Origin of the sequence: Reichenbachiella carrageenanivorans (assembly GCF_025639805.1) — a bacterium.
Classification (GTDB): Bacteria; Bacteroidota; Bacteroidia; order Cytophagales; family Cyclobacteriaceae; genus Reichenbachiella; species Reichenbachiella carrageenanivorans.
Map to the genome: position 1 here is coordinate 1176320 of NZ_CP106735.1, position 14337 is coordinate 1190656.

Sequence of the window (14337 nt, forward strand, 5' to 3'; positions counted from 1 at the left end):
CTTTTCTAATGAGAAAGGAAAGACTTAAGGGCTCTATTTGATTTTTAGTTTCTGCAAGAAGTTGTTAGGCGCTTTTTTACAGCACCCTTATCTTTGGTGCGTTTTTTTGACTATTGGTCAATCTTTGTTTTGCTACTAAAGCACTAATTTTATTGAACACTAAACGGTACACACCATGCAAAGCACAGCCACCTCTGTGGAGGAATATCTGGACTCGCTGCCAGATGATCGTCGATCGGCCATCTCCGAAGTACGATTGATCATTCTAGAAAATTTACCGAAAGGCATAGAAGAAAGGATGAATTGGGGTATGATCAGCTATGAAGTACCCCTTGCTATATATCCAGACACTTACAACAAAAAGCCCCTCATGTATGCTGCCTTGGCATCTCAAAAAAACCATATGTCTGTATATCTAAGTGGAATCTATTGTGACAAATCGCTCAAAGAAAATTTTGAGATGGATTATCACGCTAGTGGCCAAAAACTGGACATGGGTAAAAGCTGTGTGCGATTCAGAAAATTGGAACATTTGCCACTAGAAGTCATCGGGCGAGCCATTGCTGCCACAGATATGGATACCTTTGTTGCGTTTGCAAAGTCCCATAAAAGAAGATAGGCGGAATTATTCACAAAATTTAAAATTCTTTGTAGGGGTAAATTCTATTTTGGTTTCCATGACAATGGAAAACCAAATTTTTTAAAAGAAATGGTAACCTATTGGTGATAAAAGGGGTCTTTCTCTAAATCGCATTTGAAATGATGATAAGACTCAAAAAAAACCAAAAAGTCAAAAACACTAAAATAAAAATTACACTAAACTCAATGAAAAAATTTCTATTGGCCAAACTATTAGTTTGTCTGGGGCTCTATGCTCAAGCACAGCAGACCATTAGTGGCTATGTAAAAGATGCAAGTAATGGAGAGACTCTCATCGGTGCAACAGTGCTGATCAAAGGCACCTCTCAAGGCGTGATCACTAATGTATATGGATTTTATTCTATCACCCTTCCCGCAGACCAATACGAAGTAGAGTATCGATATATTGGCTACTTGCCTGTGGCACAGCAAGTAGATCTTTCTGAAAACCGAAGAATAGATATAGAACTGCCTCCCGAAAGTCAGCAGCTAGAAGAAATCGTAATCTCTAGTGATCCCGAGGATGTCAATGTATCGGGTATTCAGATGTCGACCAATAAACTAGACATAGAAACCATCACGAAGATCCCATCATTTATGGGAGAGGCCGATGTGCTACGAAGTATCCAAATGGTACCAGGTGTAGCTACAGTAGGCGAAGGTGCTTCTGGCTTCAACGTTCGTGGTGGGAGTGTAGGACAAAATATGGTACTGCTCGACGAAGCTCCTGTATACAACTCCTCACATTTGATGGGTTTTTTCTCCGTGTTTAATCCAGACGCCGTGAAAGATGTAAACCTGATCAAAGGTGGTATTCCAGCTCGGTATGGAGGACGTATTTCTTCTGTACTAGACATCCGCATGAAAGAAGGCAATGTCAAAGAGTTTGAAGGACAGGGCGGTATCGGTACGGTATTTAGCCGACTGGCCGTGGAAGCGCCTATCGTTAAAGACAAGGCGTCTTTTATCCTAGCAGGTCGTAGGTCTTATATCGACGTACTTGCCAAGCCATTTACCGATGTATTCGATGGCGGTGCGGCACTCAATTTTTATGACCTTACGGCAAAGACCAACTGGCAAATCAATGACAAAAATCGAATATACCTATCAGGGTATTTCGGTAGAGATGTTTTCAAATTTGATAAAGATCAAGGTTTTAATTGGGGCAATAGTACAGCAACTCTGAGGTGGAATCACATTTTCGGAAATCGCTTGTTTGCTAATTTTACTACCTTCTATAGCGATTATGATTACGAGCTGGCCTTTGGAGACGATGAGCTGGACAAGTTCCGGTGGAGTTCTCGGGTGCTTAATTATGATTTCAAGCCAGAATTTACTTATTTCCTTAACCCCGATAATGAAATTTCATTTGGAGGTGAGGCTTTGTATTTCAAATTTGAGCCCGCTAATGTAAACTCTGTGAACGCAGGTAAAGCGAGTGATTCCAGTTTACCAAATAAAAATGCACTCGAGACGGCTTTATACATTTCCAACAATCAGAAAATAGGATCTGACGTAGAGCTACAGTATGGTGTGCGATTTTCCAATTTCAACTTGTTGGGGTCTGGTACGGCCTTCTATTATGGAGATACGATCCCCGGCGTGAGAAAACCACTGATCGATAGTGCTACATATAGCACTGGAGAAGTAATGCAGTCTTATCACAACTTTGAGCCAAGATTTTCTATCAAGTACCAATTGAATAATCAAAACTCATTCAAAGCCAGTTACAACAAGACCAGTCAGTACATCCATTTAGTATCCAATACCACCGCATCCAATCCGCTCGATGTGTGGACGCCCAGTAGCAACAACATCGAACCTCAGATAGGACATCAGGTCGCGTTGGGCTGGTTCCGAAATTTCGGGCCAGAAAATAATGTGGAGTTTTCTGCAGAAGTCTATTATCGAAAAACCAAAAATCAGATTGACTACATTGATGGAGCAGAACTGCTTATCAACGAATACATCGAGGGAGATTTGCTCTCAGGCGATGGTCGTGCCTATGGACTAGAGCTATACGCCAAGAAAAACACAGGAGCCTTAACGGGGTGGGTGAGCTATACCGTGGCACGTACCGAACTGCAAGTGCAAGGCATCAACAATGGTGACTGGTATCCGACAAGATATGATCAGTTGCATAATTTTAAATTAGCGGCTTTTTATGACCTAAATGAAAACTGGCAGTTCTCTTCCAATTTCACCTTTGTGACAGGCACGCCTACTACCTTCCCTACCTCACGATTCGAACAGGCTGGATATGTGGTGCCATATGCCTATGGAGATGGACGAAACAATTTTCGAATACCAAATTATTATCGATGGGATCTCTCGGCCACCAAGTACAACAAAACAGTCAGGAGAAACGGAAAGCCGAAGCGCTTTCACAGTCACTGGGTGTTTGCGGTGTACAATGTGCTTGGTACCAAAAACCCATTCTCCATCTACTTTACTCAGGCTGACGAGCGATTTGCTCCTGGTCAGCCAGTAGATACGCAGGCCCGTCAGGTCTCTATTATTGGAAGTATGATCCCTTCTATATCCTATAATTTTAAATTTTAATTCAGATGAATATCAAATTATATACGATTCTAATCGTCGCTCTAGCGATCTTTTCGGCCTGCGATGATCAGATATATCCAGAGTTAGATGATGCACCAGAAATACTGGTAGTAGATGCATGGGTCACGGATCTAATGGAAGATCAGGTAGTGAGACTGACTAAAACAGCTCCTTATTTTGAAAACACGGCCACCAAAGGTGTGACAGGTGCGCAAGTATATATTACAGATGATCAGGGTACTTCATTCGATTTTGTGGATCAGGGCAATGGCAACTATGTGTGGACACCTGCCACTAGCGGATTTGGTATGGTAGGTAGCGATTATGTACTCACTGTGGTGGCAGAAGGCAATACCTATACAGCCATCTCTACTAAAAACAGAGTGCCTAAAGTAGACAGTATCACTTTTGAATATAACAATGATAAGACCTTTGGTGTCGAGGAGATTTACTATTCTGCGGAGTTATGGGCGAGCGATTTGGGAGGACTAGGAGACCAATATTGGATCAAAACATATAAGAATGATGTATTTCTAAACAAACCCTCTGAGATCAGTTTGGTTTGGGATGGTGGGTTCAACAGAAGTTCGACATTTGATGGAGAGCCATTTATCCCTCCGATTCGCCAAAGCATCAATCCATATGACACCAATGAGGAGGAGGAGTTGATCTCTCCTTATCTGGATGGAGACAAGGTCTATGTGGAGATTCATTCGATCACCGAAGCAGCTCACAACTTCTTGAGCGAGGTGCAGATTCAAACGAATAGAGAAGGTGGTTTTGGAGCTCTCTTCGCTACACCACTTAGCAATGTACCCACCAATATCGAAAATACTACATCAGAAGACTTAGTCGTAGGCTTCTTTTGTGTATCTGCTGTAGAGAGCAAAAGTGCAGTCCTCGATGAAAGTCAAGTCCCAAAGGATGAATAAAGATTTTGCAGTTTAGTTCGATTAAAAAAGCCCAGGCAGAAGGTCTGGGCTTTTTATTACAATAAATTATACTATGTGCTATGCATTTCTAATACACCGTGGCCTAGCCAAAGGCTGCTTATATTGGATCACACCACATTGAGCACCTGCTCCTTTATTTTTTCTAGTTCATCTTTCATATCTACTACTAGCTTCTGTATGTCAGAATTATTGGCTTTAGAGCCAATGGTATTGATCTCCCGACCCATTTCCTGACTAATGAAACCCAGTTTTTTACCTTGGGACTCCTTTTCTGCCAATGTCTCGTGAAAATAAGAAATATGGTTTTGTAGCCGAATGATCTCTTCAGCAATATCCAGTTTTTCTATGTAGTAAATCAGTTCTTGTTCAAACCGGTTAGGATCGGCTTTGTCCGAAGCGGCTAACTCAGACAAACTTTCGTTGATTCGTTCTTTGATAGCAACTATACGCTCAGGGTCTTTCTCTTTGATCTGAGACAATCGCTCACCTATGTGCTTGGCAAATACCCCCAATGCATTTTCCGCCGCTTGCCCTTCTTGGGCTCTGAATTTTTCGCACTCTTTAATCGCCTGATTGATCAAATCAAACAATTGATCTTTGTCTACCAGATCTGTTTCTGTATCCGAGTAATCAAAAATATCTGGCATCCTCAATACTTCTTTGACCAGATCAGTGTCCGACAATTCGTTTGGGCTAATCGTGGCTCGTAGTTCTTTTTTGTAATGTTCGAAAAGTGTCGTGTTGAGTTTGGCTGCACTACCTACGCCATTTTTGAGAGAAATATCAATCATGAAATTGACCTTGCCTCGACCAATTTTTTCAGTTAATACCTTTTTGATTTCATTTTCCAGTGCCGAAATTTCTTTAGGCAATTTGGTAGAAATGTCCAAAAATTTAGAATTCAGAGATTTGATCTCTACATCGATGCTCATCCGATCATTCTCGAACGAAGCATGGCCGTAACCAGTCATAGATTTAAGCATCTGCAATATTCGTCAAATAAGCCGATATAAAAAATTGATTTGAGCGGTGTGTATGCTAGAAATCGTAGCCAAGACTGAGGTAAAAATGCATGTCTCCCACTTGATAATCAGCCATAGGCTTAGCAAAATCGAACCGGGCATAATAACCTAAAAGGACGGTTCGGAGGCCAAATCCGTAACTGGCCAGCCATGGGTTGTTTGATGTGCGAATCACTGCCTCAAATGGAGAATTGTCTTTTTTCACAACCTTAGTATTGACCTCATGGTCGTCGCTAAATGGTGACTTGCCTGTCCAAGCCGAACCTAAATCATAAAATCCGATGACTTGGAAATTTCTTAGGAAATTGGATTTGATAGAGCCTCTAGAAAAATATTTAACAATAGGGAATCTCAATTCCGCATTAAAAGTAAGCACATTAGTACCACTGAATTTGTTGTAATCGAACCCTCGTAGATTCACAAACTCCGTAAAGAGAATGTCCGTATTATCTTTGGTATTGCTAAAGTACAAAGGCGAGCTTTCTTGTCCATTATCTTCACTATCATTGGCTACCCAGTTGTCCATTCCTCCGAGCATGTAGGTCTTCGGGTGCTTGCCAAACGAACGACCATAATACACCCTCGTAGCGATAATCAGCTCTCTAGATATTTTCTGATATCGACGCAAATCAACCGTCAGGTTGCTAAATGTTCGATCGTTGTTGTTAACTCCCTGAAAATGCTCAAATGAAATTTTTGCTCGACTGCCTTCATAAAGGTTCAAACCATTGGCTAGCGTATTGTCATACACCCAGTTGGCTCGGATACCCATAAATGTGTTTTGCGACTCTAGTGCATAGGGTTCTGTGGCAGGGTAGTTGCCCGATAGTGCGTCTGGATTAAGGTTATAAAAATGTGTGAATGTCATAAACGGTTGAATATCAAACCGGGTAGCTACACTGAGTGGCAATGATGCCCCCACGGTAAAAGTGTTTTTTTTGTACTTCTGAATGATTTCTTCTCCTCTACCAGAGAAATAGTCGAAATGCTCTTCCAAATACACATTCCTATCGAATCGTGCCATCAGGTCAATGGTGTTTTTCAAATACCTATATTCAGCAAAGAAGTCTCCACTCTGCAAATCCGTGATTGCTAAAAAGCCTCCATAAAATTTATGATTTTCCAAGACATCATTCATCTCATACTCCATCAGTATACCAAACCCTCTAATAGGATCGATCTTGAAGGTTGTAATTACATTGTTGGATGAAAAAGTAGTTTCATAAGTATTGGGTCCTGTCACGCTAGGTTCTTTTTGCATTTTCTGATACGTAGAAAGAAACGAAAAACCACCACCTTCGGTCTCTTCGTCTTCTGTATCATCCTCAAACTGATAATCATCCGTATCTATAAACACATCCTCGTCTTCCTCTTCAGTCTGAGTAAGAAGCCCTTCGCCTTCTTTCGCTTCATGTGCTTCGCCAAGATCAAAAAGGCCCTCTCCTAGTTCTATTTCTTCCTCTTCCTGAGGCAGATCATCTGTTGCTGTTTTTGCCCTTCTATTTCGGATAAACTCTACCTGCTTCAGCTGATTTCTCAGTGTAGGAGGTGTAAAGGTGGTTTGATTCAGATTATAATTTTCATGTAAATAAATTCTAGACTTTCCGTTGTTGAGCATCAAAAAGGCCAAATCATGAGTTTGTCGATTGATGTCGTATTCTTGCAAGCTGGCGCTAAAATTGGACACCTGGTTATAGATTCCATTTGAAAAATTATACTTGTACAGGTTATAAATCCCCTTTTGATCACTGAGATAAAATACATTTTCTCTATCCACAGGCACTGGATAATAGTCGTTGCTCAGCGTGTTGGTCATACGATGTACCACGGTAGTCGTGGTATCCAAATCATAAGCAAAAAGGTTCAACACATCCGACGCCTCGTTGATATTGTCTAGTGCAATATTGAGCGTGTCGCTGGGTCTATTGGAACTAAAAACAATGGCATCTGTACCTGGAATAAATTTAGGATTCAAGTCATCATATTTGTCCTTGGTCAGTCGTTTCACAGCATTTCTTCTCATACTAATCAGATAGAGATCGTTTTGCCCCTTTATGTCTGCACTGATCACTGCCAGTTTTCCATTATCATTAAATCCAATTCCTTGAATTTGATTGAACCGAACTAAAGACTTCCGTTGCTTGGTTCTGGTGGGGACATCATAAGTGACCAAATAATTAGTCCCATACCAGTTTTGAATAATCCCCAACTGTGTCTCTGTGATCCATTCGATGATAGGAAGTTCAAGGGTTACCTCTTGATTGATCACATGATAGCCTCCGTGTAGCGCAGTTCGCTCTTTGCCATTCTCTAGGTTTCTAACATTCACCGTGTACTTCCCTCTATAATTATTGGCGTACGCCAAGTATTTACCATCTGGGCTCACGCGCACTTTGGTCAGTTTAGCTACTTTGCCTGTTTTACCAATCAGTTTGTTGTCTTTCTCAGGAGTTTCATACGCCGCTTCTAAACCGGCATTGGCGTTGATGTAATACTCCGCCCATTCGTATTTGAATTGCTTAAAGGAAATACCCAACGAACTGGCAATACTGTGTTCGGGATTTCTAATGATCCGTGTTAAATTCAGAATATTTGACATATTGCTCTTGCCATACTTCATAGCGATATAGTTCCATACCGACTGCCCTACCATCTGTGCCCTGACATCTTCTAGACGATCGAGTTTTTTGGTTTTCTTTTTTGAAAAGAAATCACGCATATAGTCGTCCATCTCTACATTCCAACCATAAGCCATATAGTTAGACGCACCTCCGATAAACCACTCAGGCAAATGGAGCAAATAGGCACTTTGAAACATTTCTGCCAAGCTCCCGCCAAACATCATGTCTTCGAGCAGCATTCTGGTCAACCTGAATTTCAACTCTTTTTTGAAATCTATAATACTCCCAGGATAAGCCACTTCCACTTGTAGTTTTACAAACTTGGTCTGCCCAGCTATAGTAAACGTGGCTCCGTCTACACCTATGTTGCTTTGCTTTAGATCTACGGGTGAATTGTAAATAAAAATCTTGGTCTTGGAGAATGGTGCGTAGCCGATCAGGTCGGTAAGCTTATCGTATTCTTCATCGAGATAATCTAACGCCAACTTAGCGTATTCTTCTCCCTGAGCATAGTAATGAATGTCGTAGTCATCAGTACCGTAGTAGTACCAATCGTAGCTCTTATATTGTACCCTATTTTGCCCAAAGATTTGTCTATGCTCCTGACCATAAGCCACCAAAGCAGAGAAAAATAATAAGCCAATAAGTAGTACCCTCAAACGCATGCGATCAATCTTTCGGTTTTGCTGAATAATGTGAGTAATATCGACTGATGTCTAATTCGGCATCTAGTGGCTCGCCGTCCAACAAATGTGCAGTGAATAGCTTCGAGCAATATGGAATCAAAGAAACACCCTTAGAGCCAAAACCATTAAAGACATAAATATGTTCATTATCCGGATGTTTTCCAATGAATGGCCGGCGATCTTTCGTGGCGGGTCTAATACCTGCTCTGCTCCCTGTCACTTGATATGTCTCGTCTAACAATCCACTTAGTTTCTGTTTCAATTCATTTTGTCCCGCTTCGGTTGGCTCCATGTTGTCATATTGATGATGATAAGTAGAGCCTACCCTTAGGCTTTCATTTTCAAACGGGAGAATAAAAACCCCCCGGTTGTAGATCGTATCTGGTCTTTTTTCTAGGGCTATGTCTATCATTTCCCCTTTTACGGGATGAAAAGGGAGCCAATCAAACCAATCCGACTGCTGTGCTTTGACGCCATTACAAAAAATAAGTTTCTTAAACTTGAGCACTCCATAAACAAAATGATCCGAATCTCGCACCACTTCCTTTTCATTAAACATGGCTTCTTGATAACTACCCTTATCAGTCAATCGCTTTTTATTAGCTGTCAGCAGCTTCACAATGTTTACATATCCTGCCTGCTTCAAAAACAAACCACCATACGGATCGTGCAACTGATGTGCTGCAATCGGTGTAGTACTCGCATGAGCGATGTATGAATCAAATTTTGTATCCGCCTTTTTGGCTTCCCAATCATTTTGATCTTCGATAGCAAAATACGGACGATACACGCCCATCGGATGAAAAAACTTGGCACCAAGCGTCTGTTCAAAAATTGGATAAAACTGCAATAACTCTGGAAAGAACTCATCCGCACGCCAGGTCTTAAACATTTTTCGACCCGTGATGGGATTGAAAATACCTGCAGCTACTGCAGACGAATGGTTGTCCTGAGGCTGATCTAGCACCATGATTTTTTTTCCTCTTTCGAGCAATCTTTGTGAAAGTACAGCGCCAGCCAGTCCGTGGCCAATGATTAAGTAGTCGTACATGTTATATTTGCGATTGAGCAATAATCCGACAAAATTGCGGACTTACTACTAATATCTATGATCCAAATTCAGAATTTTGTTTTCAACCCCTTCTTAGAAAACACTTACGTCCTCTATGACGAGACTAAGGAGGCGATTGTTATCGATCCTGGGTGCTACGAACAAGCCGAAAGAACCGAACTTTCAGACTTTATCGAGGCCAACGAGCTGAAGGTCGTCCAGTTGATCAATACACATTGTCATATCGATCACGTGTTTGGCAATTCATTTATCAAAAGAAAATATGATGTCAAACTGACAATTCATAAAGAAGACGAAGCTACACTACGTTCGGTAGAAGTCTATGCACCCGCCTATGGGTTTCAAAACTATGAGCGATCGGAGGCAGATGCTTTTTATGAAGAAGGTGATCAGGTCAAATTTGGCCAATCTACTTTAGACGTGCTGTTTACTCCTGGGCATGCCCCTGGTCATGTGATATTGGTCAATCAAGAGCAAAATATTTGTATTGGTGGGGACGTACTTTTCGATGGCAGCATAGGGCGTACAGATTTGCCAGGGGGAGAATACGATGTACTAATCCAAAGCATCCATGACAAAGTATTTGCGCTTGGAGACGAAACAGTAGTATACCCTGGCCATGGTGGTACCACCACCGTTGGCAAAGAAAAAATATCCAACCCCTTTTGCGCCTTGTCCAAATGAGCATTCGCAGCTTCATCCCGAACGCCTTTACCAGTCTCAACTTAGCTTTTGGCTGTTTGGCTATCATAGAAATATTTGAAGGTCGGTTAGAAAATGTTATTTACTATACCGTACTCTCGGGAGTGGTAGATTTTTTTGATGGGTTTCTGGCTCGTTTACTCAAGTCCACTTCCAACATTGGCAAAGACCTCGATTCGCTAGCAGATATGGTCTCCTTTGGTGTAGTGCCTGCTTTAGTCGTTTATAAAATGCTACAAACCAGTACTCCGGGAACTTATTGGCCCTATGTGGCGGTTTTGATTGCGGTAATGTCTGGGCTGAGGTTAGCCAAGTTCAACAATGACACGCGACAATCGGATCGGTTTTTCGGATTGCCCACTCCTGCCAACGCTTGTTTGATCAATTCATTGGCATATTTAGCCGCTGTAGGTATATGGACGGAGTATTTGAACCAATGGATAGTGCTAGTTGGCCTAGCAATAGGTACTTCTATCTTGTTGATAGCAGATATTCCTATGATGGCTTTCAAGTTCAAGAAACTTGGTCGCAAAGGCAACGAAGGCAAATACGCTTTTTTACTTATCAGCCTGGCTATGATAGTTTTACTGAAATTAGTGGCTATTCCATTAATTATTGTCTTGTATATTGTTGGCTCTATAGTAGGTCACATATTCACACCCAAATAATCGTTTAAGCACTAAAGGATCAAATTAGGTTGAAAGGGAAATTACATATCGTTTGGGGTTTGTGTCTGATTTGGTTGGCCTCTTGGGATGCTCAATCTCAAGCATCCTCTTCTGTATTAGCAGATGGCCAATGGTACAAAATAGCCATTCTACACGATGGGATATACAAAATAGATCGAAATCTACTCGAAGAAATGGGCATAGCCGTAGACCAGATCGATCCTAGAAAATTAGCTCTATATGGCAATGCTATGAATGGCATGCTGCCACAAGCCAATAGCGAAAGTAGACCTAATGACCTGTCCGAAAATGCCATTTTTGTAGTAGGTCAGTCCGATGGCCAATTCAACAATGAAGACTATCTTTTGTTTTACGGCAAGTCCTCAGACCATTTAAGTTACAATCCCTCCACAGAGGCTTTTGCTTACGAAAGAAATGTCTACAGTGATACGGCTTTTTATTTCCTTACGGTAAAAGCCTCTGATGGCAAGCGTATGCCTACCATAACTGCACCTGCAGGCACAGCATCTACCCAATCTTCTTATGCCTACATCCAACCACACGAACTAGAAAAAAACACCATCATCAACTCTGGTCGGCATTGGTTTGGTGAGCGGTTTACCAGTGCCACAAAAACACACAAGGTCACTTTTACTAGTAATGGCATCGTGGGCAGTGCTGACATAGATATTTTCACTAGTGTGCTGTCTCGATCCATCGGTACGTCGTCTTTCGACCTCAATCTCAATGGTATTTCGCTCGGCTCGATCGACATGGATCCGATCTCTTCTGGGACGTACGTCACACAAGCCGATGTAAAAACAGATACTTTTTCTATCAACCCATCGGGCATCAATACAGCCAATGGATTGACATTAAATTATACATTTAATGAATCTGGATTCAACGATGGCTATATAGACTATGTACATATGGTCTACGAAAGAACGTTGAGTTTGTCGTTAGGGGCATTGCTATGGCACAAGCGCACAGGCGAAGCGGCCTACAAAATAACAGGAGCAGAGTCTAGTGCGCAAATCTGGGATATTACAAACCCAACTGACATCATAAAAATACAAGCTCAATCTTCTGGAAGCAACTTGACTTTTGGTACGTCGACTGACATGAATTCCTTCTTGGCATTCAACGACGCTCAAGCTACAGCTCCTATACTCATAGGTGCCATCGACAACCAGAACCTCCACGACCTGCCTGCCGCTGATGGTATCATCATCACCCATCGAAATTTTCTAGCCGCCGCACAGCACTTGGCAGAATATCGAACACAACACGATGGCTTGCTAGTAGAAGTCGTCACTGTAGATCAGATTTACAATGAATTTTCTAGTGGTGCACAAGACGTCTCCGCTCTTCGGGATTTTATAAAATTTCAATACGACAAGTACAATCAACTAAAACAAGTGCTTCTTTTCGGAGATTGTTCATTCGATTACAAAGACCGAAGTATCAATTCCACCAATTTTGTGCCCGTGTATGAGTCTCGCAATTCGCTGCACAAGCTCTGGAGCTACTCGTCCGACGACTATTTTGGTTTTATGGAAGACAATGAAGGCGAGTGGATAGAAACCCAAGCCGGAGACCATACCATGGAAATAGGCGTGGGTAGGATTCCGATACAAACCAGCGAAGATGGTGAAGCGGTAATCAATAAAATCATACGCTATCAAACCAATAGGCTAGGTTATGGTAAGTGGAGAAACAAAATTTCTTTTATCGCCGACGACGGCGACAACAATATCCACCAGCAAGATGCCAACAAGATGGCTACCTATGTGGATACCACACGACAAGAGCTGAATGTAAACAAAATCTATCTCGACGCATATAAGCAAGACCAAAACAAATCGCCAGCAGCATCGGAAGCTTTCGTTAATGCTATTTCGGATGGAAATTTGATTGTAAACTTTACCGGACACGGCAATGAAGGACAACTGACCCACGAGGGCATTTTCGATGAATTTATGATCAGCGACTTGAGCAACAACATCTTAATGTCGCTCTTCATCACAGCCACCTGCCAATTTGGAAACTACGACTATCCCAATAGAATCTCTGGTGGAGAAAAAATGGTGCTCCTCCCCTATGGTGGGTCAGTGGCTTTGATCACAGCTACTCGACCCGTCTACTCCAACACCAATTTTCAGCTCAACGAAGCTTTCTACTTCTCCGCCATGAACAAAGCCAATGGCCAATACAAACGTCTAGGTGAAATGATGCGCGAAACCAAAAACAGCAGCCTGGTAGGTGCTGGCAATAGAAACTATGCACTCCTAGGCGATCCCATGATGCGCATTTCATTTCCAGAACAAACCATCGCACTTACTGCTATCAATGGTCAGTCTATCGATCAACTCGATACACTGCGAGCATTTGGCAAATACACCATCAGTGGAGAAGTACAAGTAGGTGACGTATTGGATACACGGTTCGACGGTATCCTAAACATGATCGTTTTCGACAAACCTGCCAAATTTCAAACACTGGGGGACGAAAGTACCAAAGAAATCTATGATATCAGAGATGTACTCCTGTTTCAAGGAAAAGCTACCATTACCGAAGGAAAGTTCGATGTTGATTTTATCGTACCTAAAAACATCAACTACTCTTTTGGTGAAGGAAAAATTAGCTTTTATGCCCTCAACAAATTATCAACAATAGATGCACACGGGGCATTTTCAGAAGTAATAGTAGGAGGATCTGAACAAGTAAAAAACCCAGACAAAACCCCTCCAAATCTTTCTATCTATCTCAATGACACTACCTTTCAATCTGGGGAAACAGTTGGCCCGTCGCCAGTCCTTATGGTGAAGCTCACTGATGAAAGTGGTATTAATATTTCAAATGCAGGCTTTGGCAACGAACTGATGCTCTATCTCAACGACGAGGAACCTGTCGTCGTCAACGAATATTACGAAGCCTCCCTCGACACCTATCAAGAAGGCTGGATCACTTACCCATTCGATAACCTAGCCGCTGGAAGACATGAATTGACCCTAGTCGCTTCAGATATTTTCAACAACGAAACAGAAGAAACCATCGAATTTTTTATTACCAAAGAAAACGGGATTCATTTGACAGAAGTCATCAACTACCCCAACCCCATCATGCCTGGAGTAGAGCAAACCACGATTAGTTTTAAACACGACAGACTAGGCGAAGATCTTTTTGCCTACCTCACAATCACAGATATACAAGGGCAAGAAATATTAACCCAGTCCTACCGTTTTGACAATGTTTCTGAAAATATGCTAAAAATTGTCTGGAACTTGAACAGTTCTGGTACAGGAAGAGTAAGAAAAGGGATATATATTTATAGGCTCAAAGTGCAAAGTAGAGTAGATGGATCCGCAGGAGAAGTGTTCAGAAGAATGGTTATACTGAATTAGCTATC

General features: G+C 41.8%; 9 protein-coding genes. 6 read left to right on the forward strand and 3 right to left on the reverse strand.

All coding sequences use genetic code 11. From position 1 onward, the window contains the following. Positions 1-175 precede the first annotated feature (175 nt). The 3 genes from N7E81_RS04640 (at position 176) to N7E81_RS04650 (ending at position 4133) form a co-directional block, all read left to right on the forward strand. Positions 176-619 carry an iron chaperone gene (locus N7E81_RS04640; protein ID WP_263052116.1) on the forward strand — a complete coding sequence of 148 codons (444 nt, stop codon included), beginning with the start codon at positions 176-178 and terminating at the stop codon, positions 617-619. Positions 620-825: 206 nt separating this feature from the next. Next, the gene (locus N7E81_RS04645; RefSeq protein WP_263052117.1) at positions 826-3201 is read left to right on the forward strand and encodes a TonB-dependent receptor; all 2376 of its coding nucleotides are present in this window, start codon (positions 826-828) and stop codon (positions 3199-3201) included. A gap of 5 nt (positions 3202-3206) precedes the next feature. Next, positions 3207-4133, forward strand: a complete 927-nt coding sequence (locus tag N7E81_RS04650) for a DUF4249 domain-containing protein (protein WP_263052118.1) — start codon at positions 3207-3209, stop codon at positions 4131-4133. 128 nt (positions 4134-4261) lie between these two features. Here the strand turns inward: N7E81_RS04650 and N7E81_RS04655 are convergent, their stop codons facing one another. From N7E81_RS04655 to N7E81_RS04665, 3 genes are all read right to left on the reverse strand, one after another. Then, entirely contained in the window at positions 4262-5125 is an 864-nt protein-coding gene (locus tag N7E81_RS04655) for a YicC/YloC family endoribonuclease (RefSeq protein ID WP_263052119.1), read from the reverse strand. A gap of 67 nt (positions 5126-5192) precedes the next feature. Beyond that, a complete protein-coding gene (locus tag N7E81_RS04660) occupies positions 5193-8462 on the reverse strand; it encodes a translocation protein TolB (protein ID WP_263052120.1) in 3270 nt (1089 codons plus the stop codon). Positions 8463-8466: 4 nt separating this feature from the next. Continuing rightward, positions 8467-9534 carry an NAD(P)/FAD-dependent oxidoreductase gene (locus N7E81_RS04665; protein WP_263052121.1) on the reverse strand — a complete coding sequence of 356 codons (1068 nt, stop codon included), beginning with the start codon at positions 9532-9534 and terminating at the stop codon, positions 8467-8469. A gap of 57 nt (positions 9535-9591) precedes the next feature. Here N7E81_RS04665 and N7E81_RS04670 point away from each other — a divergent pair, with 57 nt between their 5' ends. The 3 genes from N7E81_RS04670 to porU are packed head-to-tail and all read left to right on the forward strand — an operon-like array spanning position 9592 to position 14332. After that, entirely contained in the window at positions 9592-10239 is a 648-nt protein-coding gene (locus tag N7E81_RS04670; protein WP_263052122.1) for an MBL fold metallo-hydrolase, read from the forward strand. Further along, entirely contained in the window at positions 10236-10925 is a 690-nt protein-coding gene (pssA, locus tag N7E81_RS04675; protein WP_263052123.1) for a CDP-diacylglycerol--serine O-phosphatidyltransferase, read from the forward strand. The genes N7E81_RS04670 and pssA overlap by 4 nt, the downstream gene beginning before the upstream one ends. 29 nt (positions 10926-10954) lie before the next feature. Next, entirely contained in the window at positions 10955-14332 is a 3378-nt protein-coding gene (porU, locus tag N7E81_RS04680) for a type IX secretion system sortase PorU (RefSeq protein WP_263052124.1), read from the forward strand. The last annotated feature ends 5 nt before the right edge of the window (positions 14333-14337 follow it).